This window comes from Mycobacterium sp. NGS67, from assembly GCF_059812185.1.
Map to the genome: position 1 here is coordinate 1 of NZ_JCALCF010000030.1, position 23623 is coordinate 23623.

Annotated in this window: 22 protein-coding genes; 10 read left to right on the forward strand and 12 right to left on the reverse strand. The window is 66.2% G+C overall.

Annotated elements, in window-relative coordinates; genetic code table 11:
• Positions 1 to 316: 316 nt before the first annotated feature.
• Together AC5Y4D_RS22310 and AC5Y4D_RS22315 are read right to left on the reverse strand one after the other, a co-directional pair.
• A complete protein-coding gene (locus AC5Y4D_RS22310) occupies positions 317 to 619 on the reverse strand; it encodes a toxin (RefSeq protein ID WP_500038225.1) in 303 nt (100 codons plus the stop codon).
• Positions 616 to 825: an antitoxin gene (locus AC5Y4D_RS22315; protein ID WP_500038252.1), complete on the reverse strand. Its 210-nt coding sequence runs from the start codon at positions 823 to 825 to the stop codon at positions 616 to 618. The genes AC5Y4D_RS22310 and AC5Y4D_RS22315 overlap by 4 nt, the downstream gene beginning before the upstream one ends.
• Before the next feature lie 174 nt (positions 826 to 999).
• Here AC5Y4D_RS22315 and AC5Y4D_RS22320 point away from each other — a divergent pair, with 174 nt between their 5' ends.
• Together AC5Y4D_RS22320 and AC5Y4D_RS22325 are read left to right on the forward strand one after the other, a co-directional pair.
• Positions 1000 to 1329, forward strand: a complete 330-nt coding sequence (locus AC5Y4D_RS22320) for a DUF732 domain-containing protein (RefSeq protein ID WP_500038226.1) — start codon at positions 1000 to 1002, stop codon at positions 1327 to 1329.
• Positions 1330 to 1479: 150 nt separating this feature from the next.
• Positions 1480 to 3066, forward strand: coding sequence for a serine/threonine-protein kinase (locus AC5Y4D_RS22325; RefSeq protein WP_500038227.1), 1587 nt, complete (start codon positions 1480 to 1482; stop codon positions 3064 to 3066).
• Positions 3067 to 3214: 148 nt separating this feature from the next.
• Here AC5Y4D_RS22325 and AC5Y4D_RS22330 read toward each other — a convergent pair whose 3' ends face one another.
• The 9 genes from AC5Y4D_RS22330 to AC5Y4D_RS22370 form a co-directional block, all read right to left on the reverse strand.
• Positions 3215 to 6286 (reverse strand): replicative DNA helicase, encoded by a 3072-nt coding sequence (locus AC5Y4D_RS22330; RefSeq protein WP_500038228.1) that lies wholly within the window; start codon positions 6284 to 6286, stop codon positions 3215 to 3217.
• Between the two features lie 518 nt (positions 6287 to 6804).
• Positions 6805 to 7263 carry a 50S ribosomal protein L9 gene (gene rplI / locus AC5Y4D_RS22335; RefSeq protein ID WP_499942898.1) on the reverse strand — a complete coding sequence of 153 codons (459 nt, stop codon included), beginning with the start codon at positions 7261 to 7263 and terminating at the stop codon, positions 6805 to 6807.
• Positions 7264 to 7294: 31 nt separating this feature from the next.
• Complete coding sequence (gene rpsR, locus AC5Y4D_RS22340) at positions 7295 to 7549, reverse strand: 30S ribosomal protein S18 (RefSeq protein ID WP_499942900.1); 255 nt, start codon at positions 7547 to 7549, stop codon at positions 7295 to 7297.
• Between the two features lie 43 nt (positions 7550 to 7592).
• Positions 7593 to 8102, reverse strand: a complete 510-nt coding sequence (locus tag AC5Y4D_RS22345; RefSeq protein WP_499942901.1) for a single-stranded DNA-binding protein — start codon at positions 8100 to 8102, stop codon at positions 7593 to 7595.
• 61 nt (positions 8103 to 8163) lie between these two features.
• Positions 8164 to 8454, reverse strand: a complete 291-nt coding sequence (gene rpsF, locus AC5Y4D_RS22350; RefSeq protein WP_067415006.1) for a 30S ribosomal protein S6 — start codon at positions 8452 to 8454, stop codon at positions 8164 to 8166.
• 111 nt (positions 8455 to 8565) lie between these two features.
• Positions 8566 to 9204 carry a DJ-1/PfpI family protein gene (locus AC5Y4D_RS22355; protein ID WP_500038229.1) on the reverse strand — a complete coding sequence of 213 codons (639 nt, stop codon included), beginning with the start codon at positions 9202 to 9204 and terminating at the stop codon, positions 8566 to 8568.
• Positions 9204 to 10853: a glycosyltransferase family 87 protein gene (locus AC5Y4D_RS22360; RefSeq protein WP_500038253.1), complete on the reverse strand. Its 1650-nt coding sequence runs from the start codon at positions 10851 to 10853 to the stop codon at positions 9204 to 9206. Before AC5Y4D_RS22360 ends, AC5Y4D_RS22355 begins: the two co-directional genes overlap by 1 nt.
• Positions 10854 to 10861: 8 nt before the next feature.
• Entirely contained in the window at positions 10862 to 13267 is a 2406-nt protein-coding gene (locus tag AC5Y4D_RS22365) for a transglycosylase domain-containing protein (protein WP_499990923.1), read from the reverse strand.
• A 79-nt stretch (positions 13268 to 13346) separates the two neighbouring features.
• Complete coding sequence (locus AC5Y4D_RS22370) at positions 13347 to 13781, reverse strand: DUF5318 family protein (RefSeq protein WP_499942905.1); 435 nt, start codon at positions 13779 to 13781, stop codon at positions 13347 to 13349.
• Between the two features lie 35 nt (positions 13782 to 13816).
• On the opposite strand from AC5Y4D_RS22370, the gene AC5Y4D_RS22375 reads away from it, so the two are divergent.
• From AC5Y4D_RS22375 to AC5Y4D_RS22410, 8 genes are all read left to right on the forward strand, one after another.
• On the forward strand, positions 13817 to 14749 hold the full coding sequence (locus AC5Y4D_RS22375; protein WP_499942907.1) for a DUF1707 SHOCT-like domain-containing protein: 933 nt from the start codon (positions 13817 to 13819) through the stop codon (positions 14747 to 14749).
• Between the two features lie 125 nt (positions 14750 to 14874).
• Positions 14875 to 15417, forward strand: coding sequence for a PadR family transcriptional regulator (locus tag AC5Y4D_RS22380; protein WP_499942908.1), 543 nt, complete (start codon positions 14875 to 14877; stop codon positions 15415 to 15417).
• Between the two features lie 64 nt (positions 15418 to 15481).
• Complete coding sequence (locus AC5Y4D_RS22385; RefSeq protein WP_499942910.1) at positions 15482 to 16576, forward strand: inositol-3-phosphate synthase; 1095 nt, start codon at positions 15482 to 15484, stop codon at positions 16574 to 16576.
• Positions 16577 to 16688: 112 nt separating this feature from the next.
• Complete coding sequence (locus AC5Y4D_RS22390) at positions 16689 to 17591, forward strand: Rv0045c family esterase (RefSeq protein WP_499942911.1); 903 nt, start codon at positions 16689 to 16691, stop codon at positions 17589 to 17591.
• A 17-nt stretch (positions 17592 to 17608) separates the two neighbouring features.
• Positions 17609 to 18412: an LLM class F420-dependent oxidoreductase gene (locus AC5Y4D_RS22395; RefSeq protein WP_500038230.1), complete on the forward strand. Its 804-nt coding sequence runs from the start codon at positions 17609 to 17611 to the stop codon at positions 18410 to 18412.
• Positions 18413 to 18510: 98 nt separating this feature from the next.
• Positions 18511 to 19248, forward strand: coding sequence for a GntR family transcriptional regulator (locus AC5Y4D_RS22400; protein WP_500038231.1), 738 nt, complete (start codon positions 18511 to 18513; stop codon positions 19246 to 19248).
• 205 nt (positions 19249 to 19453) lie between these two features.
• Positions 19454 to 19963 carry a MarR family winged helix-turn-helix transcriptional regulator gene (locus AC5Y4D_RS22405; protein ID WP_499942915.1) on the forward strand — a complete coding sequence of 170 codons (510 nt, stop codon included), beginning with the start codon at positions 19454 to 19456 and terminating at the stop codon, positions 19961 to 19963.
• Between the two features lie 10 nt (positions 19964 to 19973).
• A complete protein-coding gene (locus AC5Y4D_RS22410; RefSeq protein WP_499942917.1) occupies positions 19974 to 20639 on the forward strand; it encodes an SDR family oxidoreductase in 666 nt (221 codons plus the stop codon).
• A gap of 13 nt (positions 20640 to 20652) precedes the next feature.
• Here the strand turns inward: AC5Y4D_RS22410 and leuS are convergent, their stop codons facing one another.
• Entirely contained in the window at positions 20653 to 23547 is a 2895-nt protein-coding gene (gene leuS / locus AC5Y4D_RS22415; protein ID WP_500038232.1) for a leucine--tRNA ligase, read from the reverse strand.
• Positions 23548 to 23623: the final 76 nt, after the last annotated feature.

Sequence of the window (23623 nt, forward strand, 5' to 3'; positions counted from 1 at the left end):
AGCTGGCGTGCAATGGCCCGCTGAGACAAACCCTCGCTGCGGTAAAGATGCCGGATCAAAGCCCAGTCTTCCAAAGAGATTACCCATCCAATCTGATTGGGTGGCCTACTTTTCAACCGTCGCGACTGGCCGGGTTTTCAACCGTCGTTAACAGCCGGCCGCCCCGGTCCGGTCCGGTCCGGTCCGAGAGCGGGCTGGGCGATATGGGGTAGCCCGCAACCATTCGACCCGCCCCATAGCATGCTTCCAGCACACCACAGGGGCGGACACCGGCTGTTTCTTGGGACTCATTGGTGACCACGGTGTGTACCCCCGACTACGTGATCAGCGCGGTGATCGGCGGCGCTGTCTGGCGGAGCGCCTGGCCCCCGATGTTGCCGATGGACTCGTCGAGAGCGGCGGTGGGAAGCCACTGCACCAGTTCTGGAAGCACCACACCTTCGGGTTGCTGCACCGTCACGATCATCGACATGGCGGCATCTGGAAGTTGGTCGGGGATGAAGGGGCAGGTAATCAATCTGTCCGTGCCAGCCGCGAGATGGATCGTGTTCGACAATACGAAGACGTAGGCCTCGTGGCTGGTGTCCTGCCGCGGCGCGACGTCCCCGGGTGCGATCACAGTTCCGCGGCCCGGTTGGCCTGATAGATCGTGGCGGCGTAGTCGCCGATGTTCAGCGCCGGCACGGTGTGGGCGGTGTAGCTCTGCAGGGCAAGGTGGAGATGCTCATGGCGCAGGGCCTGCTCGACCAGTTCGGAGCGGTTCACGCCAATCGCCTTGGCGTCCGCGTCAGCAGCGGCCAGCACGTCCGCGTGCACTGGGTGCACTGCGGCATAGCGACGCTTCACCGTAAGGACTGCGTCGTCAGAATCCAAGGCCCGAGCATCCGGTGTGGCGATCAGCGGTGCCTCGACCGGCACCACAGGACCGAGACGCACTTGACGTAAATGCCGCGATTACCGGCACGGTTGCGCCGCCTCTATGGCGGGCACCCTGAGCAGATGAATACACGTCTCGCGATCGCCGGCGCCGTCGCCGCTGCCGCCCTGCCGCTAGCCTCACCCGCTACCGCACGCGCCAGCGAAGCCGGCTACCTGGCACGTCTCGCCGTCGATTACGGCTACCTTTTGGACGCAGAGAGCCAGCCGGCCGCGCTGCGGATCGGGTACCAGCTCTGCCAGGAAATGCGCCGCGGCGTGCCCCGCGACCAGCTCGCCGGCAGCGTTATGCGGATTCTTCCCGCGCCGACTCTTGACCAGGCCGGCGGAATGGTGTTCGCCGCTCACGAAGAACTCTGCCCGGACGCCGATCCGGGCAGCCACGGGATGTAGGGCGCGACGCGCGTGTCGGCCTGGGCCACCCCCGTCCTTACGTATCAACCCGACGCACCGCCGGGAGTTTGATGAATGGCCGCGACGGAAGGTCCTCAACCGAATCGGGAGGCTCCTGATCCGCCCTGCAACGGCCCTTAGGATCTCGATATGCCCTTGAGCGATGGTCAGACGTTCGCTGGCTACCGCGTTCTACGCCAGCTTGGCTCAGGCGGCATGGGAGAGGTCTACCTTGTTAAGCACCCGCGGCTGCCGCGGTTGGACGCCCTGAAGGTCCTGCGGGTAGATCTGTCACAGAACCCCGAATACCGTGCGAGATTCGAGCGGGAAGCTGACCTCGCCTCCACGCTCTGGCATCCAAACATCGTCGGTGTCCACGACCGTGGTGAGTTCGAAGACCACCTGTGGATCTCGATGGATTACATCGACGGATCAGACGTTGGGAAGCTTCTGCGCGAGAAGTATCCAGCTGGTCTGCCCGTGCACGACGTCTTTGCGATCGCGACCGCCGTCGCCAAGGCTCTCGACTACGCCCATAAGCAAGGCTTGCTGCACCGCGACGTCAAACCCGCCAACATCATGGTCGCCGGCGACGGGGACGACAGACGCATCATGCTTACCGACTTCGGCGTCGCACGCGCCATCGGCGACGTCAGCGGCCTCACCGAAACCAACATGACTGTCGGCACGGTGGCCTACTGCGCCCCAGAACAACTCATGGGGGAAGAACTCGACGGCCGCGCCGATCTTTACGCACTCGCTGCGTCGTGCTACGAGATGCTAACGGGCACCACGGTATTCCCCCACTCCAATGCCGCCGTGGTCATTAGTCGGCACCTCAATGCGGCACCTCCCCGCATCGCTGACACTAGGCGAGACCTCGCCTCTCTCGACCAGGTGCTGCACACAGCACTGGCCAAGAGCCCGACCGACCGTTACTCCAACGCAACGGAATTCGCGGCGCGCTTACGCGAGACGGCCCCAGAATCGGCCAACGTGCCGTCGGCTGCGGCCACGCAAGTGCGTCCCGCCAACGCACCCACGACCTTGCATGAGCCCCCTACCAAAGCGGTGCCCAAGGTGCCGCCGAAACCTCGGCCGTCAACGTGGTCGAAGGCCCTCCTCACGCTAGGGGTCGTCGCGGCGGTCGCCGTCGCACTTCTTCTCTGGCGGCCGTGGCAGACGAACCCTGGAGACAGTCCCAGTGCGACCACGACGCCACCGAGCGCCACCGCCGCGCCTCCGAGTACGGCAGCGCCCAATCCGCCAAGCGTTACGGCGACAACCACCGCGCTCCCGCCGGCACCACCGCAACCCACACCCACCGAAATCGTCACTGCGGCTGCCGTGAATTCAGCAGGCTTGCCAGCCGCCGGGTACAGCGAGAAACCTGCCAGCTTCTCTCGCGCGACGTTGTCCCAGTGTTCGCAACCGTCCGTATCTGCGTTGCAGCCGGGCATCTATAGCTGTTATCCGTTCGCCGCGAGCGCCACAACCTGCTGGCCCGCCCAGCCGCAGGCAATGTTGTGTCTCGTGATCCTTGGAACAAGCAGCTCACTCGATTCGCCTTCTCGACCGCCACATTGCCGCCGGTGCTGCCACCATCAGTTCCGCAACCACTGGCCGTGCTCCTCGCGGACGGATCGAGGTGCAGCATCCTTATCGGCGGCGCCAGAGGCCGAGCGGATGGGTATTCGCCTGCGTACGGATGCAACGGCGGAGATCGACCTCCGATAGTGGTGACGACTCCGGGCTCGGGCGAAGGAATCGATCAGACTGCACCCACCTGGACAGCATGGGTCGCGGACGTCAACGAAACCCCCCGAGCCGAACGCATCGTCACGGCGATATTCGCAGGATGACGTCCAGCCACAGCGGCTGAATGTCACCTCGCCATATTGGAAAACCGCGACAAGTGCAGCTGATGCGCAACGGTCACCGTCTTGGTCGGGCCGTTACGGTGTTTGGCCAGAATGAAATCCGCTTCTCCGCCGCGCGGATCGTCCCGCTCGAACGCATCCGGCCTGTTCAAAAGAATGACCATGTCCGCATCCTGTTCAAGCGAATTATGAATATTTATGCAGTTCGCTACAAAATTATGCGTACCGTGCACGGTCCCGTCGTAGACGTCTTGTGTTCCGATGCTGGTGATCTCGACGATCGTGTCCCAGTAGACGTCGCTTGTTGCCAGCGCATGAATACCGCGGTCTTCCAGTAGCGCCGCCGCCCGAAGGAGCCGTGACCGACTGGGTGCATGCTTCCACATCGTCGAGCCGCAGAACTGCGTACCCATCGCGGCGGCAAACTGCCGATGCGTCATCTTCTTGGCGGACAACGCGTTTCGGACCTGCGCCCAGATCCCGACCGGCACGGTGTCCTGGTTTGGATTGCGAACCATGCCGTCGAGGTGCGACAGAACCTTCTGCGCTGCCACGGCTTTCACGCCATGGACGCCCACATCGCGCAGGAACCTGACCTGATTCTGCACACCGTAAATGTGGAGGTGCCAGGAGTCGCGGTAGCCGAGCTTCCGCACGCGCTTGATCCGTGCGTAGATGCCGACCCGCAGCAGCAGGTGCGCCACATCGTCAATCAGTCGCCTGCTCGTCGACGCGTAGTAGATCCGGCCCTGGCCCGCCTTCTCGTCCCACCGCACCGACCCGTCCGTCGCCCACAAATGCCGCAGGAACAACGCCACCTGATCGTTGGGTGCGCGAAAGACGGCTTCCGGCACAAACTTTTCGTGACTGCGCTTGCCGAACAAGCCCAGTCCGTCGAGCCACGCGGCGATCGGGTTGCGCCGACCGTGCGTCAAACGATAGGGCGCCGGCAGTCGCAGCGTCGTCACCCGCGCCGCCGGATATTCGTCGCGCACGGCGGTCACACCGAAATGCGCCGCAGCCACGGTCACTGCTACCAGATTCGCCTCATCTATGGAGGCATACCTGATCGGCTGACGTTTCACGCATGACCCGTCACCGATCATGTGGGCCAGCAGCATGACTTCAGCGTCGTCCATTCGTTGGGTGTTGACCGGCTCGGGCACCCGACGCGGCGCGGCGATGCGGTCACCAATCTTCAACTCTTCCAACGGTGTCCATCCTTCGAGTTTCATGAAGGGATGGTTGGCGGTGGCTTCGATCTCGCGCCCGGAGGCCAGCCGCAGCCGAAAGACCTCTTTATGCCCACTCGGGAACACATTGGTCATTGGTCGCGCGACCATCCGCAACTGCTCGTCCAGCGACCACACCAACGGTCGCTCGCCGGTACGCAGCAACTCGCCGATGGCGACCTCGGTGCCGGTGTCGGCACGCAGGACCCTGGTTGCGGCGGTCACGCATCCTGACTCGCGAAGGTCGGACAGCATCGGCTTCTTGTCAGTGCGCTGTTCGGGACCACGGTTCAGCTGGCTGATCGCCACTACCGGAACCTCGAGCTCTTTCGCCAACAACTTGAGGTGCCGGGAGAACTCGGACACTTCGATCTGACGCGACTCGACCTTCTTGCCCGAAGTCATCAGTTGCAGATAGTCGACCACGACGAGCTTGAGGTTGGCCTTCTGACGCAGCCGGCGCGCCTTCGCGCGGATCTCCATCATGGTCAAGTTGGGTGAATCGTCGATGTACAGCGGCGCCTCGCTGATCTCGCTCATCCGCCGCGCCAACCGCGTCCAGTCGTCGTCACTCATCCGACCCGAACGCATATCGGCGAGTTTGATTTTTGCTTCCGCTGACAACAGCCGCATCACGATCTCGGACTTGCTCATCTCCAACGAGAAGATGACGCTGGCCATGCGGTGCTTGATCGAGCACGACCGCATGAAGTCCAAGCCGAGAGTCGAATTGTGCGTCGGCACCATCCCCTCGCCGGCCAGATACAGGTGCTGATCGTTGCCCACTTCGACGCACCGCACCGCGACACTGGGCACCCGGCGAGCCGACACGATCTGCAACACCGAGGTCAGCAGGGTGCCCTCATCCTGTGCTGATCCCGCCGGCGCGATGGTGTCCAGATTGCTGCGCAGCTGTGCCGATGTCCGGATGCCGGCACCGGTCGGCCACATGTGCTGGGCATCGGCGACGATCGTTGTGCCATCGGAGAATTCGATTTCGAAGCACGGACGGCCCAGCATGACCTCGGTCGCCGCGATGACTTGAGTCGGTATGCCGTCCGCGTCGAGCAGCCAATCGCCGACGGCGACGTCACCCATCGTGGTCCAGCCGAACGGCGTGGGTAGCGGCGTGTCGAGCGCCAGCGCCTTACCCACGCCCGGCCTCGCCGCCACGATGATCATCTGCCCCGGATGCAGCCCGTTGGTGACCTCGTCGAGCTCGGTGAATCCCGTCGGCACGCCGCGTGAGATGCCACCGTTGGAGGCGATCGCATCGATCTCGTCCATCGTCGGCTGCAGCAGATCCTCAAGCGGCACAAAGTCTTCCGACGTCCGCCGGTCGGCCACCTCGTAGATCTCGGCCTGGGCGCGGTCGACGATTTCGGCGACGTCCGCACCGTCGGCACCGGCGTAGCCGTACTGCACCACGCGGGTGCCGGCCTCCACCAGCCGGCGCAGCAGCGCCTTCTCGGCGACGATGGTCGCGTAGTAGCCCGCGTTGGCCGCCGTCGGCACCGTCGAGATCAGGGTGTGCAGATAGAGCGCACCGCCGATGCGGCGCAACAGCCCGCGCCGATCGAGCTCGGCGGCCACCGTCACCGCGTCGGCCGGTTCACCACGGCCGTACAGGTCCAAGATCGCGTCGTAGACGTTCTGGTGCGCCGGGCGGTAGAAATCGCCAGGCCGCAACCGCTCCAGGACGTCGGCTATCGCATCCTTGCTCAGCAGCATCCCGCCCAACACCGACTGCTCGGCCACGAGATCCTGCGGAGGTTGGCGTCCGTAATCCTCACTGGGCGTTGGAGAATCCATACCGGGATGCGGCAGGTCATCGACGACAGCCACGGGCCCTCACCCTCTCCGCTCAACTACCGAACACACATTCGAAAGCCGTACATCCAGAGCGTAAGTCACGGCACTGACACCCACCCCCGTCCCACCTCATGGCCTGCTTGGCCAAGGCGCCGGGATGAACGTAAACGTTGCTGGCGACCTGTCAAAGAGAGCTTGTTCATCAAGCTGTGCATCGTGTGTGCATATACGTCGACGCCGATGTTGAGCGGACTGTGGAGAACCTGTGGATCAATGTGGCTTATTGCGACATCACTGCTGCTAACCGCCATACAACGCTGACGAAATCGTGTGGACAACAATCTCATCGGCGTGTCGGGGCAGGTTATCGCGCCGGGCGTGTTGGTTTTCAGTCAGATTTTCGCTGAGTAAATGGCCGGTTACGCCCCCTGCCGGCGAATGGCTTCGGATTTGTTCGCCAGCGCGACAACCGACGAAGCCGCGCGGGGAATTTCGGGCGCAGCGCAAAACCCGGCATGGCCTCGCAGAGCCACGCCGGGCAGGCTACGGAATTAGCTGTCGGCGACGACGTCGACGGAGACCTCGACGTCGACCTCGGGGTGGAGGTGCACCACAACCGGGTGCGTACCGACGGACTTGATGTGCGCCTTGGGCAGCCGCACGATCCGCTTGTCGAGGTTAGGGCCGCCGGCTTTCTTGATGGCGGTCACGATGTCGCCGGCGGTGACCGAGCCGAACAGCTTGCCGCTGTCGCCGGCGGTCTTCACCGGCAACGCCACCGGGCCCAGGGCCTGGATGGCGGTCTTGAGTTCGTCGGCGTGCTCACGGTCGCGGACCGTTTTGGTCTCGCGCGCCCGACGGATGTCGTCGGCCTGTCGCTGCGCACCCCGCGAGGCGACGATTGCCAGGCCACGCGGCAGCAGGAAGTTGCGGCCGTACCCGTCCTTGACTTCGACTGTGTCGCCGACGCCACCGAGGTGGTCGACGTCAGCCGTGAGAATCAGCTTCATCGTTGGCGTTCTTTCGTTGCAGGCGCGGTGTTTACCGCGTCGAGGAGGTGAAGGGCAGCAACGCGACCTCGCGGGCGTTCTTCACCGCGATCGCGATGTCGCGCTGGTGCTGGACGCAGTTGCCGGTGACCCGCCGGGCCCGGATCTTGCCGCGCTCGCTGATGTAGGTCCGCAGCAGCGCGGTGTCCTTGTAGTCGATCGCTTGGTCCTTCTTGGCGCAGAACACGCACTTGCGTGCCTTGATCGGCTTTTCCGGAGCCGGGCGCCGTTTGGTGGACTTGGCCATGAGTGTTGTTCTTTCCGTTTCTCGTGCTTCGAAGTTCTCTGGATCAGAAGGGTGGTTCGTCGTCGCCGCCGCCGAACGAACCCGAGGCCGGGGCGCTGCCCCACGGGTCGTCACCGGAGCCACCGGACTGGGCGGGCGCCGACTGCCGCGATCCGCCGCCACCGCCGCTGTAACCGCCGCCGCCGCTGCGGCTGGCCTTGTTGACCTTGGCGGTGGCGTACTTGAGCGAAGGCCCGATCTCGTCGACCTCGACCTCGACCACGGTGCGCTTCTCGCCCTCACGGGTCTCGAAGGACCGCTGCTTGAGCCGCCCGGTCACGATCACGCGCGACCCGCGGGTCAGGCTTTCGGCGACGTTCTCCGCGGCCTCGCGCCAGATGTTGCAGCGCAGGAACAGCGCTTCGCCGTCCTTCCACTCCCCGCTCTGCCGGTCGTAGATCCGCGGTGTCGACGCGACGGTGAAGTTGGCCACGGCAGCACCCGACGGCGTGAACCGCAGCTCGGGATCAGCGGTCAGGTTTCCGACGACGGTAATGGTGGTGTCACCAGCCATGATTTCCTCCTGAGTCCGCCCGGCAAGTAGTCATAGTGACTGTACGCAGCAGATCCGACAGTTAGTGCTTGTCGGTGCGCATCACCTTGGTGCGCAGCACCGACTCGTTCAGGCTCAACTGCCGGTCCAGCTCGGAGACCGTGGCGGGGGCGGCCTTCAGGTCGATGACGACGTAGATGCCTTCGGCGTGCTTGGCGATCTCGTACGCCAGCCGCCGCCGGCCCCAGATGTCGACCTTCTCGACCGTGCCGCCGTCTTTGCGGACGACGTTGAGAAACGTCTCCAGCGACGGGGCGACGGTGCGTTCGTCGAGCGTGGGGTCGAGGATGACCATGATTTCGTATGGACGCATAGGGACCTCATCACCTCCTCTGGTCTGCGCGGCCACGGACGTTCCGTGGCAGGAGGGTCGCCTGCGTCGGCAACCGCCCCAGGCTACCGGATCACCGGCTCGGCCGGAAATTCACTTCCGGGACCGCAGGAACTCCGCCACCCGGGCTCTGGTCCCGTCGTCGGCCTTGGCCAATGAGCCGGAGTCGAACGGCGGCTGCGGGTCGTACTCGATCAGTAGTTGCGCGGCCTGCGCGGCCTCCCGGTCCACCAGCAACTCCACCAACCGCAGCGCCATGTCGATCCCGCTGGACACCCCGGCCGCGGTGATGATGCGTTGGGGCAGGTGCTCGACGACCCGGTCGGGCACGTACCGCGCCCCCAGCGCATTAAGTTCCTCGGCCGCGCGCCAATGCGTCGTCGCGGTCAGTCCGTCCAGCAGGCCCGCACCGGCCAGCAGCAGCGCACCGGTGCACACCGAGGTGGTGAACTCGGTGCCCGGATGCACCGATTGCAGCCAGCCGCAGAGTGTTTCGTCGCCGACGAGTGTTCGGGTGCCGATGCCGCCGGGCACCACGACGACATCGGGGGCCTTCACTTCGTCGAAGGTTGCGTCGCAGGTGACGCCGAGCAAGCCGTTCTCGGTGCGGATCTCCCCGCGCGTGTGCCCGAGGAAGACCACCTCGATCGACGGGATGCGTTGCAGCACTTCATAGGGACCCACCGCATCCAGCGCCGTGAACCGGGGGAACACCGGAATGGCGACCTGCATCAGGCCTTCCCGACGGCCACGTCGAGTTCGGCGTCGTCTTCGCGTGCAACCGCCGGCCGGTTAAAGGGCTTGGGGCGCAACCAGTTCGGCAACCAGCTGGGCGCCGCATCAGGCGCCAAGTCGTATATCCCGCCCGCCGGGTCGTCGACTCTGCCCTGCCAGCGCACCAAATCCTCGCCGGGACGGTAGATCTGCCGAATGACCAGGACACACAGACCCAGCACCGCTATATCACGCAACAGCACGGTCGTGGTGAACCACTGCTCGGGCAGCGACCGACTGGGGTTGCCGTACAGGTAATACATCCGCGGCACCCAGACCAGCGCATCGATGGTCATCCACGCCAACAGGATCCGGCGGTGCGGCAGCGCCAGCACCGCCAACGGGACCAGCCACAACGAGAACTGCGGACTCCACACCTTGTTGGTCAACAGGAACGCCGCCACCACCAGAAATGCCAGCTGCGCCAACCGGGGCCGCTGCGGCGCGGTGAACGCGATGTATGTGATTGCCGCGCAGCACGATAGGAACAACACGGTCACCACCGCGTTGAGCACCGTCGGCGGTTCCCAGAAGCCCAGCGACGAATCGAAGCCGCGCCAACCCGTGAACGACTTCACGACGTTGTACAGCGAGTCCATGTCGTCGCCGCGACGGGTGTTGAGCCGGAAGAACTCCGACCAGCCGCGTGGAAACAGCACTGCCACCGGCAGATTCACCGCCACCCAGGTCGCTACCGCGCCTGCGGCGGTGCGCGCTACCCCACCGAGACGTCCGGACCGGATTCCCAGCACCAGCAGCGGTCCCAGCAGCAGCAGCGGATACAGCTTGGCCGCCGCACCGAGGCCGATCAGCAGACCGGCCAGCCACGGTTTTCGGCGGGCCCACGCCAGCAGGCCACCCATCGCGAAAGCCGTTGCGAGGGCGTCGAAATTGGTGAAGATCTGGAAGATCAACAACGGCGAGGCCGCCACCAGTGCCGCGTCCCAGACCCGGCGCCCCGCCAAGCCTGAGGTTGCCCAGACGGTGGCCAGCCAGGCCAACGCCAGCCCGACGGCCGCGAAGTTGAAGAACATCACCACCTCGGCGACCACCGGGACCAGACCCAGCTTGCTCACCGTGGTGTAGGTCTTGGCCAGCGCCATCGACAGGTACTGATACAGGCCGGTCAGCACCGGGTATTCCATGTAGCGGACGGCGACCTGGCCGTCGTAGCGGATCTGGGGTGCGCCGTTGCCGTCGGTCTCGATCCAGCTGGACTTGTACGGAAACTTGCCCTGGCTCAACAACTCCGCGCCGTACAGCGGGACGGTGTCGGAATAACACAGCTCGTAGTAGGCGCGTTGGTTGTCCCAGTTCGCCACCCGCTGATCGCCGGTGCCGGTTCCGGTGCTTTGCAGGCAGGCCGCCTTCGTCGACCAACCCAACGCCAGGAACACCAGCGCGAAGACGATCATCACCCGCAGCGGAGTCATGAACCGGGTCCGTCCGATCAGCGCATGCCTGCCTACCGGCCCCCCGACCACGCCCGCCAGCGCAGCGCCGAGGACGTCGTTGCGGCTGGGGCAATCACGACTGTCGGCGCTTCGCCGGTCGGCGGCCAGCGGTTGCGGCGATATGTCGGCGCGCTCGGTCCGTGCCCCGGTCACCGGGGGTGTCACGGCACCGGTTGGGGCACGTCAGCGGGTGGGCCTGGCGCGGGCAGGCCTGGCGCCGGCAGGCCCGGCGCGGGCGGGCCCGGTGGCGCCACGGTGATGGTCTGCGGTGGACCAACCGGAATGGTGATACCCGGCGCGACCTCGACCGTCGGTTGGATCACCGTCTGCGACGGCGGTGCCGGGGGCGGCGGCGGCGGGGCGGGCACGCCGGCGTAACCGCCGATCTCCGAAGGCTTGGGGAAGGTCTCGTTCTGGGTGCCCTTCAGGGCGCCGTCCATCGTCGACTTCCAGATGTCCGACGGCAGACCCGACCCGTAGACCGCGCCGCCCGAGGCGGTCACCAGCGGCTCGTCGCCCTTGACGGTGCCGACCCAGACGGCGGTGGACAGCGACGGGGTGTAACCGACCATCCAGGCGTCTTTGTTGGAGGTGGTGTCACCCAACTGGGTGGTTCCGGTCTTGGCCGCCGAGGCCCGTCCGCCGGCCAGGTTGTGGCCACGCGAATAGCCGGCGATCGGTTGCATGGCCGCGGTGACGTTGTCGGCCACCGCCTTGGGTATGCGTTGGTTGCCGCTGTCCTCGGCGGTGCCGGCGTCGAAGAGGACCTGCCCCTCGGCGTTGACCACCTTCTGCACGAAGTGCGGCCGGTGGTAGATACCCGAGGCGGCCAGAGTGGCGTACGCCGAGGCCATGTCGATGACCCGAGTTTGATACTGCCCCAACACGATTCCGTTGTTGGGTGGACCGCCCTTGCCGTCCTCGGACAGTGTGTGCGCCACACCCGGGAAGCTGTCGGCGACGCCGGCCTGATGCGCCGCGTCGGCGACGGCCTGGGGCCCGCCCTTGAGCTTGAGCATCAGCCGGTAGTACGAGGTGTTCAGCGACATCTTCAGCGCCTCGGCCAGGTTGCAGGTCCCGCAACTCTCGCCTTCGACGTTGCCGATCTTGATGCCGTCGACGGTCAACGGCGAACTGTCCACCTGGTAGCCCAGACCGATGCCCTGCTCGAGTGCGGCGACCAAGGCGAACACCTTGAACGACGACCCGGTCTGCAGGCCCGCCTGGGCGAAATCGAAGCCCTGGGCGTTGGATCCGCCGTAGTAGGCCTTGACCGCCCCGCTGCGCGGATCGATCGACACCACCGCGGACCGCATGTCCGGGTCCTGGCCGTCGAGGTACTTCGAGACCGCCTTCTCGGCGGCCTGCTGCGCCACCGGGTCGATCGTGGTCGTCACCTGCAGGCCTTGGGTGTTGAGGGTCTGTTCGTCGATGTTGAACAGCTCCATCAGTTCCCTGGTGACCTGCCGTTCGATGAGCCCGTTCGGTCCGGTGGTCTGGTTGGCCGCCCGTGCCTGTTCGGGTGGCACAGTCGGCGGGAACACCTGTTTCGCGCGGTCATCCGAGGACAGCGCGTTGGTCTCGACCATGCCGTCCAGCACCCAGTTCCAGCGCGCCAACGCGCCGTCGGGGTCCACGGCGGGGTCCAGGGTGGAGGGCCGCCGGATCAGCGCGGCCAGCAGCGCGCCCTCGGACACCGACAGCTGCTCGACCGGTTTGTCGAAGTAGGCCTTGGACGCCGCCGAGATTCCGTAGGCCCCCCGACCGAAATAGATGATGTTCAGATACGCCTGCAGCACATCGTCTTTCGACCACTCCCCCGCCATCTTGGTCGCGATGACCAGTTCCTTGGCCTTGCGCATCACGCCACTGAGCCCGTGTTGCGCCGAACCGACCAGAGCGTTCTTGACGTACTGCTGGGTGATCGTGGAACCACCCTGCAGGTCGCCGCCGAACAGGTTGTTCTTGGCCGCCCTGGCGAACCCGCTGAAGGAAAACCCGGGGTTGGAGTAGAAGCCGCGATCCTCGGCGGCGATCACCGCCTGGCGCACGTGCACCGGGACCTGGTTGAGGTTGACGTCCACCCGGTTGCCTTCGGGCGGAACGATTCTGGCGATCTCGGTACCGTCACTGGCCAGGATCGTGGAGACCTGGTTGGTGCGGATGTCGCCCGGCCGCGGCACGTCGACGATGAAGTAGGCCATCGTGAAGGTGACGATCGGCAGCAGGATCAGCACCGCCGCGCTCAGATACAGCGAGCGCTTCACCCAGCGCCAGTTGATCTGCTCGGTCCACGTCGGCTTCGACCGGTGCGCCCGCGCGCCCGAGGGCGCCGTCGGACCCGACGGCGGGGGTCCGCCGGCACGGCGCGGTCCGCCGCTCAGCTGGTCCCGCCGGGGCCGCGGCGACGGGGCGTCCAACGCCGCCTTGACCTGGTCGAGGTGGTCGCGTTCGGGCGGCGGACTGTCGAGGGCCGCCTTGACCTCGTCGACGGGATCGACGTGCCGGGACGGGCGCTCGCCGGGCACCGCCGGTATCACCGTGGTCAATCGGTCGTCGGGAGGCACCGGAGTGCTGGAATGCCGCCCGCTCTGCGCCGTCGACTCGTCCGGGGTGTCGCTGGACGACTGGTGATGGCGCCCTTCGCTATTCACTGGCCGTGCGGGCGCCGTTGCGCGCCGTCCGTGTGCCACCGGACTTTCGCGGCGGCTGCGCCGGGCGTGGCGCACCGAGCACGTACGACTTCACCAGGTGATTCCAGCTGCAGGTGCGGCACACCTCGACCACGTGCACAGCAAACTCGGAGAACCGCGTGGCCAGAAGTACCAACTCCTCGGCGGTGCGTGCCGAGCCGGAGACTGCACCCAGATGCTCGCCGAACACCCAGGACACCAGGGTGAGCTGCTCCTTTCGGCAGATCGGGCACATCACCTGGCTTTGTTTCCCGTGAAACTTCGCCGCACGCAGCAAATAAGGGTTGGCGTCGCAGACTTCGGACACCCCGGTGCGTCCCGAGTAGACCTCGGCCAGCAGTGAGCGCCGCCGAAGCGCGTATTCCACCACCTGTCGCTGCAATCGCACGCTGACCAGAGTACGTCGCGATCCCCCGCACCGATATGCAGCCAAGGCTGTTGCGGGTGCTGGTGATCGAGCGCGTCTCGACTTCTACGATCGTCCCCGTGGCGAAAGTCGGTCGAGCAGGGTCAACGACAACCCGAGCCAAGGACAGGGATCGACAACAGACGTGTCGGATCCTGGACAACGCCCTCAGTGACGGCGAGCTCTCCATGGAAGAGCACCGCGACCGGGTCAGCCTGGCGACCTCGGCGGTGACACTCGGGGACCTGCGCGACTTGGTGGTGGATCTGCAGGCCGCCGAGAGCGCTCCCGCCCCGCAGCCGCCGGCACCGAAGCGGCCCCGCGTGAAGCGCGACGGGTTGGGCCTGTCGCTGGCCGCGCTGGGGGTGTCGGTGCTGTTCGGCATCGCGATCGGTTGGGGTCTGTACGGCAACACCACCTCCCCGCTGGACTTCACCTCGGATCCGGGCGCCAAATCCGACGGCATCGGCGCGGTGGTACTGACGCCACCCCGGCAACTGCACTCCCTGGGCGGACTGACCGGCCTGCTGGAGCAGACCCGCAAGCGGTTCGGTGACACCAACGGCTATCGCTTCGTGATCTACCCCACCTACGCGTCGATCGACCGCGAGGACCCCACCGACGAGCGCCGCGTACTGGACTACACCTACCGCGGCGGCTGGGGTGACCCCACCAGTTCGGCCCGCAACAGCAGCACCGACACCGCACTGGTCGACCTGGGCAAATTCGACATCAAGGCCGTGGTGGGGGTGCTGCGTGGGGCGCCGGAAACCGTCGGTATCAAACCGCAAGACGTCAAGTCCATGTACCTGATCGTCGAGCCGGCGAAGGATCCCACCACACCGGGTGCGCTGGCGCTTTCCATCCACGTGTCCAGCGACTACGGCGGCGGCTCCATCCAGTTGGCCGCCGACGGCACCCCTAGGAAGGTCAGTTACGCCGGGGGCTGAGGCGCGTGTCGGCTGTGACCAACGGCGCACCAACACCCGGTGGTGTTGTCGCTAATATATCGGGACGATACGATGACGCGAGGCGTCAAATCGTTCTAATCAGCCATGCAAAAGGAGGTGACTCGATGCTGGAATTGGCCATTCTGGGCCTGCTGATCGAGTCCCCCATGCACGGCTACGAGCTGCGCAAGCGGCTGACCGGCCTACTCGGCGCCTTCCGCGCCTTCTCCTACGGCTCGCTGTACCCCGCGCTGCGGCGCATGCAGGCCGACGGGTTGATCGCCGAGAATGCGGCCCCGGCCGGGACGCCGGTGCGGCGCGCCCGTCGCGTCTATCAACTCACCGACAAGGGCCGCCAGCGTTTCGGCGAACTGGTCGCCGACACCGGGCCGCACAACTACACCGACGATGGCTTCGGGGTGCACCTGGCTTTTTTCAACCGCACTCCGGCCGAAGCGCGGATGCGCATTCTGGAGGGCCGCCGCCGTCAGGTCGAAGAGCGTCGGGAAGGTCTGCGCGAAGCAGTGGCGCGGGCCAGCAGCTCGTTCGATCGCTACACCCGTCAACTGCATCAGCTCGGGCTCGAGTCAAGTGAGCGTGAAGTCAAGTGGCTCAACGAGCTCATCGCCGCGGAACGGGCGGCGCCCAATCACGTCGAACAGACGTGATTCACCCGTTCGAATTTGGACAAACCGGTTGGACATCAGAGTTACGAGGTTAGGAGAACGCCAGATGAGTGAGCAGAACGCGCCGCAGGCGTCCGAGGTACGAGTCGCCATTGTCGGCGTCGGCAACTGCGCGTCCTCGCTGGTGCAGGGCGTTGAGTATTACTACAACGCCGACGACACATCCACGGTCCCCGGCTTGATGCACGTACGGTTCGGTCCGTACCACGTCCGCGACGTCAAGTTCGTGGCCGCGTTCGACGTCGACGCGAAGAAGGTCGGCTTCGACCTGTCCGACGCGATCTTCGCCTCGGAGAACAACACCATCAAGATCGCCGACGTCGCCCCCACCAATGTGCTGGTGCAGCGCGGACCGACGCTGGACGGCATCGGCAAGTACTACGCCGACACCATCGAGCTGTCCGATTCCGAGCCGGTGGACGTCGTCCAGGTGCTCAAGGACGCCGAGGTCGACGTGCTGGTCTCCTACCTGCCGGTGGGTTCGGAAGAGGCCGACAAGTTCTACGCGCAGTGCGCGATCGACGCCGGTGTCGCGTTCGTCAACGCGCTGCCGGTGTTCATCGCCTCGGACCCGGTGTGGGCCAAGAAGTTCGCCGACGCCGGCGTGCCGATCGTCGGAGACGACATCAAGAGCCAGGTCGGTGCCACCATCACCCACCGCGTGATGGCCAAGCTGTTCGAGGACCGCGGCGTGCAACTGGACCGCACCATGCAGCTCAACGTCGGCGGCAACATGGACTTCCTGAACATGCTGGAGCGCGAGCGCCTGGAGTCCAAGAAGATCTCCAAGACCCAGGCGGTGACCTCCAACGTCCAGCGTGAGTTCAACTCCAAGGACGTCCACATCGGGCCGTCCGACCACGTCGGCTGGCTGGACGATCGCAAGTGGGCCTACGTGCGCCTGGAAGGCCGCGCCTTCGGCGACGTGCCGCTGAACCTGGAGTACAAGCTCGAGGTGTGGGACTCGCCGAACTCGGCCGGCGTCATCATCGACGCGGTGCGTGCGGCGAAGATCGCCAAGGACCGCGGCATCGGCGGCCCGGTGATCCCGGCGTCGGCGTACCTGATGAAGAGCCCGCCCGAGCAGCTGCCCGACGACGTCGCGCGCGCGCAGCTCGAAGAGTTCATCATCGAGGGCTGAGCCTTTACGCGGTGCGCGGTGCGCGGTGCGTCGAGCGTCACGCTAGCGTGACATCCGGCGCCGAGCGTCACGCTAGCGTGACTTGCCGGGCTCGCCTCGTAAAGTGCGAGGCGTGACCGACACCGCTGACGACGACCTGGCTGGGCTCTCCGAGTTCGACCTGCTGCCCGAGAACGCCGAACAAGCCGGCGTCACCGGTCCCCTCCCCCACGTCGAACGGGTGGACGCCGGCCAGATCAGCGCGCTGCGCTGGGGCGGCTCGGACCCGCGGGTGATCTTCCTGCACGGCGGCGGGCAGAACGCGCACACCTGGGACACGGTGATTGTCGGCCTCGGCGAACCCGCGCTGGCGGTGGACCTTCCCGGCCACGGGCATTCCGCGTGGCGGGAGGACGGCGACTACTCGCCGCAGAACAACGCCGACACCCTGGCGCCCGTGCTGCGCGAGCTGGCCCCGGGCGCGCAATTCGTGGTGGGTATGTCGCTGGGCGGGCTGACCGGCATCCGGCTCGGCGCGCTGGCGCCGGAGCTGGTCGACGAACTCGTGCTGATCGACGTCACCCCGTCGGCACTGGCGCGGCACTCGGAGATGACCAAGGAGCAGCGCGGCACCGTGGAGTTGATGGCCGGCGAACGGGAGTTTCCCAGCTTCCAGGCCATGCTCGATCTCACCGTCGCCGCGGCTCCGCACCGCGAAGTGAAGGCGTTGCGGCGCGGGGTGTTTCACAACTCCCGCCGGCTGGACAACGGCAACTGGACGTGGCGTTACGACAGCATCCGGAAATTCCCCGAGTTCGGCGCCCTGTGGGACGACGTCGACGAATTGACCGCCCCGGTCACTCTGGTGCGGGGTGGCACGTCGGGTTTCGTCAACGACGACGATGTCGCCGAACTACAAAGGCGCGCAAAGCATTTCCGCGCGGCACACGTCGTGCAGAACTCGGGCCACTCGGTGCAGAGCGACCAACCGCGCGCGCTGATCGACCTCGTCCGCACAGTCGTCGACGCTCGCTGAGGCATACGGTGGTCACTATGACCTCCCCCGTGCTTCCCGACTTTCCCGTCCGCATCGGCGTGCAGCTGCAGCCCCAACACGCACCGCAATACCAGCAGATCCGCGACGCGGTGCGCCGCTGCGAAGACATCGGTGTCGACGTGGCGTTCAACTGGGACCACTTCTTCCCGCTCTACGGCGACCCGGACGGCGCCCACTTCGAATGCTGGACGATGCTCGCGGCTTGGGCCGAGCAGACGTCGCGCATCCAGATCGGCGCGCTGGTGACCTGCAATTCCTACCGCAACCCCGAACTGCTGGCCGACATGTCCCGCACCGTCGACCACATCTCCGACGGTCGCCTCATCCTGGGCATCGGCTCGGGATGGAAGCAGAAGGACTACGACGAGTACGGCTACGAATTCGGCACCGCGGGCAGCCGACTCGACGACTTGGCCGACGCACTCCCCCGGATCAAGTCCCGGCTGGCCAAGCTCAACCCGGCACCCACCCGCGACATCCCCGTCCTGATCGGCGGCGGCGGCGAACGCAAGACCCTGCGCCTGGTCGCCGAGCACGCCGACATCTGGCACAGCTTCGCCGACGCCGACGAGTTCCCCGGCAAGGCGGCCGTGCTGGCCAAGCACTGCGAGACCGTCGGGCGGGACCCGGCCAGCATCGAACGCTCGGCGTCAGCGGGCAGCGGGAAGGACGTGATCCCCAACGCCGAGGCGCTCAGCGGACTCGGCGTCACGCTGCTCACGGTGGGCGTCAACGGCCCGGACTACGACCTCACCGACGCCGAGGCGCTGTGCCGATGGCGCGACAGCGAACGTAGCTAGTTCGCGTTTCATTTCAAATTCATTTCTTCGTATGCCTCGAGCTGTGAGAAACTTGCCGCGCAATGGCCTTTCGGGGGGCCGGAAGAAATGACGAATGGATGCCCAAAAGGTACGGGATCAAAGAAAAGGACCAGGTTGTCACTCACGTTCTCAACTTGGTATTGACCGGGAAACTGCGCAGCGGCGATCGAGTCGATCGCAACGAGATCGCGCACGGCCTGGGTATCAGCCGGGTTCCGATCCAGGAGGCACTGGTCCAGCTCGAGCACGACGGCGTCGTGTCGACGCGCTATCACCGCGGCGCCTTCGTCGAACGGTTCGACGAGGCCACCGTGTACGAGCACCACGAACTTGACGGCCTGCTCAATGGCATCGCCTCCGGCCGGGCCGCCGCCAATCCCACTCCCCGCATCCTGACCGAGCTCGATGCGCTGTTGCGGTCGCTGCGTACGGCGAGGGACTCCCGGACCTTCGCCGAACGCGCCAGCGATTACCGGCGCACGGTCAATGACGAGTACGCCGGGCCTCGCCTGCACGCCACCATCCGCGCTTCGCAGAATCTGATCCCCCGCGTGTTCTGGATGACCTATCAACACAGTCAAGACGACCTGCTGCCGTTCTACGAAGACGAGCATGCCGCCATGCACCGGCGCGACCCGGAATCCGCGCGAGCCGCGTGCCTGCGGCGATCTGAGTTGATGGCCAGGACGATGGTCGCCGAACTGTGCCGCCGCGGAGTGTTCCCACCGGGCACCGACCACGTGGATGCGGACGTAGTCCTGCCGGTCTTGGTAGAGGTAGAAGCGATCCCCCAGTCGGCAGCGTTGGTGCTCTGAACGATCCTGCTCCGCTCGACGCGCACGCCGAGGGTTTTTCCGATCACGGCAAATCCGCGGAGTTCGGCACCCCCGGGACCAGCATGCCCGGCCGCCGGGACGCAGCGACACCAGCAACTCCTCGTCGAGGGGCTTTGAGCAGGGCAGGCGCACCATCCCAGACAGGGTCTTCCGCCCCGCGCGGGTCGGGTTAGACTGCCGGTTTATGTCGGACAGCGAACCCACGTCCCCGGAGCTGGCGGACCTGGCAGAGGGGCTGCACCGATCGCTATCCAAGCTGTCGGCGATCCTGCGTCGCGGCGACCCGACCACGGGTGCGGTGGCCAGCGACCTCACCCTGGCACAGCTTTCGATACTGATCACCCTGCTCGACCGCGGACCCATCCGGATGACGGATTTGGCCGCGCACGAACGGGTGCGGACGCCCACCACGACGGTCGCCATTCGCCGGCTGGAGAAGGTCGGTCTGGTGAAGCGCTCACGTGACCCGTCCGATCTGCGGGCCGTGCTGGTCGATATCACCCCACAGGGCCGGGCGGTGCACGCCGAGTCGCTGGCCAGCCGGCACGCCTCGCTGGCCGCGATGCTCAGCCAACTCCCCCACTCCGACCTGGAGGTCCTGATGAAGGCGTTGGCGCCGCTGGACCGGCTCGCCTCCGGTGAACCGGCCGCCAGCACCACCGGGACGGCAGCGGCTTCGCCGTTGCCCAACTGAGTACGACGGCGTGCCCACCGCACTGATCACCGGCGCCAGCGGCGGCATCGGCTCGGCCATCGCCGCGGCGTTGGCGCCCACCCACACGCTGCTGTTGGCAGGCCGGCCGTCGCGACGCCTGGACGAGGTCGCCGAACGGTTGGGCGCGACGACCTTTCCGTTGGATCTGGCCGATACCGACTCGATCGAGGCCAGCTGCGAAGTCATCGATGAACTCGACGTGCTGGTGCACAACGCCGGGGTATCCGTCCCGGGTCACGTCGGGGAGTCACACGTCGACGAGTGGCGCGCCACCTTCAGCGTCAATGTCTTCGGGGCGGTGGCCCTCACGTTGACGCTGTTGCCTGCGCTGCAGGCGACGCGCGGGCAGGTGGTGTTCATCAACTCCGGTTCGGGGCGCAACGTCTCGTCCGGCATGGCCGCCTATTCGGCCAGCAAGTTCGCTCTGAGGGCCTTCGCCGACTCGTTACGCGCCGACGAGCCGTCGCTGACGGTCACCTCCGTTTATCCCGGACGCGTCGACACCGACATGCAACGCGAGCTCGTCGCCTACGAGGGCGGTGAGTACGACCCGGCGAAGTTCCTGCGCCCGGAAACCGTCGCGGAGGTGGTGGCCAACGTGGTGGCTACGCCTCGGGACGGTCATGTCCACGAAGTGGTGATCCGGCAGCGTTGACGCGACCGGCTTCTCAAACCACCAGGTTGACCATCCGGCCGGGGACCACGATCACCTTGCGTGGCGCGGCACCGGCCAGGAATGCCTGCACCTTCTCGTCGCCCAGGGCCGCGGCCTGCACCGCTTCCTTGTCCGCGTCGGCGGCCACCAGCACCCGGCCGCGCACCTTGCCGTTGACCTGCACCGGGTACTCGACGGTGTCGTCGACCAGATAGGCCGGGTCGACGACCGGGAAAGGGCCGTGCGCCAACGATTCTGAGTGACCCAGCCGTGACCACAACTCCTCGGCCAGGTGCGGGGCCAGCGGCGCCAGCATCAGCACCAGCGGTTCGACGGCGGCGCGCGGAACCCCGTCGCGGTGGGCTTTGGTCAGGTGGTTGGTGTATTCGATCAGCTTGGCGGCGGCGGTGTTGTTGCGCAGGGCCGCATAGTCGTCGGACACTCCGGCGATGGTGCGGTGCAGCGCGCGCAGCGTCTCGGCATCCAATTCGCCGTCCACCACCCGCACTTCGCCGGTGTCCTCGTCGATCACCAACCGCCAGACGCGCTGCAGGAACCGGTGCGCGCCGACGACATCCTTGGTGGCCCACGGGCGCGACGCTTCCAGCGGGCCCATCGACATCTCGTACACCCGCAGGGTGTCGGCGCCGTAGGCGTCGCAGATCTCGTCGGGCGACACCGAGTTCTTCAGGCTCTTACCGATTTTGCCGAACTCCTGAAAAACCTCGATCTCACCGTCCGGCCCGGGATAGCAGAACCTGCCGTCCCGTTCGATGACCTCGGCGGCCGGCACGTAGGACCCGCGGGCATCGGTGTAGGCGAAGGCCTGGATGTAGCCCTGGTTGACCAGGCGGCGGTAGGGCTCACGAGAACTGACGTGGCCCAGGTCGTACAGCACCTTGTGCCAGAAACGGCAATACAGCAGGTGCAGCACCGCGTGCTCGGCGCCACCGACGTAGAGGTCCACCCCGCCGGGGTCGCCGGGACCGTGCTCGGCCGGACGAGGACCCATCCAGTAGGCCTCGTTCTCCTTGTCGCAGAACCGATCCGCGTTGAGCGGGTCGGTGTAGCGCAGCTCATACCAGGAGCTGGCGGCCCATTGCGGCATCACGTTGGTGTCGCGGGTGTAGGGCTGCAGGCCGTCACCGAGATCCAGCTCGACGTGCACCCATTCGGTGGCCTTCGCCAACGGCGGCGACGGTTCGCTGTCGGCATCGTCAGGGTCGAACAGCACCGGCGAATAGTCCGGCACGTCGGGCAGTTCGACGGGCAGCGAGGCTTCGTCAAGTGCGTGCGGGCGCCCGTCGCGGTCGAAGACGATCGGGAACGGTTCGCCCCAATACCGCTGCCGCGCGAAAAGCCAATCACGAAGCTTGAATTCGACGCGCGCGCGGCCCCGTCCCTCGGATTCCAGGCGGGCGGTGATGGCCTGTTTGGCCTCATCGACGCTGAGCCCGTCCAGGTAGTCGGAGTTGACCAGGACGCCGTCGCCGGAATGCGCTGCTTGCGAAATGTCGCCGCCGGCAATGACTTCGACGATCGGCAGACCCATGGCGCGGGCGAAGTCCCAGTCTCGCTGGTCGTGGCCCGGCACGGCCATGATCGCTCCGGTCCCGTATCCGGCCAGCACGTAGTCGGCGATGAAGACCGGCACCGGCCGGTCGTTGGCCGGGTTGACGGCGTAGGCGCCGAGGAAGACGCCTGTCTTCTCCCGGCTCTCCTGGCGCTCAAGGTCGGACTTGGCCGCGATGGCGCGCCGGTAGGACGCGACGGCTTCGACGGGTGTCGGGGCGCCGTACGTCCAGGTTCTGTCGGTGCCGTCCGGCCAGACCGGTGCGACCAGCGCGTCGACCAGGTCGTGCTCGGGGGCCAACACCAGATAGGTGGCACCGAACAGGGTGTCGGGCCGGGTGGTGAAGACCTCGATGTCGCGCACGGTCCCGTCGGCTCCGGTCGCCGAGAACAGCGCCGCCGCACCGGTCGATCGTCCGATCCAGTTGCGCTGCATGGTCTTGACCTTCTCGGGCCAGTCCAGGAAATCGAGGTCGTCGAGCAACCGGTCGGAATAGGCGGTGATCCGCATGTTCCACTGCCGCAACCGTTTCCGGAACACCGGGAAGTTGCCGCGGTCGCTGCGGCCGTCGGCGGTGACCTCCTCGTTGGCCAGTACCGTGCCCAGGCCCGGGCACCAGTTGACCAGCGAGTCGGAGCGATAGACCAGCCGGTGACCGTCGATGACGTCGGACCGCTCCCCCGCCGACAGCGTCGCCCAATCGCGGCCGTCCGCCAGACTCCTTGCCCCGGAATCGTATTCGGCGATCAGGTCTGCGATCGGGCGGGCCTTGTCGGCAGCGGAGTCGAACCAGGCGTTATAGATCTGCAGGAAGATCCACTGCGTCCACTTGTAGAACTCGACGTCGGTGGTGGAGAAGCTGCGCCGACTGTCGTGACCGAGTCCCAGCCGACCCAACTGTCGCCGGAAGTTCACCACGTTGGCTTCGGTGCGGGTGCGTGGGTGGGTGCCGGTCTGCACCGCGTATTGCTCGGCCGGCAATCCGAACGCGTCGAAGCCCAACACGTGCAAGACATTACGTCCGCGCATCCGGTAGTAGCGGGCGTAGACGTCGGTGGCGATGTAGCCCAGCGGGTGGCCGACGTGCAGCCCGTCCCCCGACGGGTAGGGAAACATGTCCTGTACGAAGAGTTTGTCGTCGGGCACGCCCGCACCGTCGGCGGGCGCCAGCGCGCCGACCGGGTTGGGCACATGGAACGTCCCCCAGCTGGCCCAGTTGTCCTGCCAGGTGCGTTCGAGCCCGGCCGCAAGCTCGGCGGTGTAGCGGTACCGCGGAGCGTCGGCGTCGTTGGCGCCGGGCGGGTCGACGGATGCGGCGGGCGGCGATTCGGTCACGCCCAACAGGGTATAAGGGCGGGTCGCGCAGACCGGCGCCCGATTGGGCGGCCACGGGTTGGTCTCGGTTGCGTTG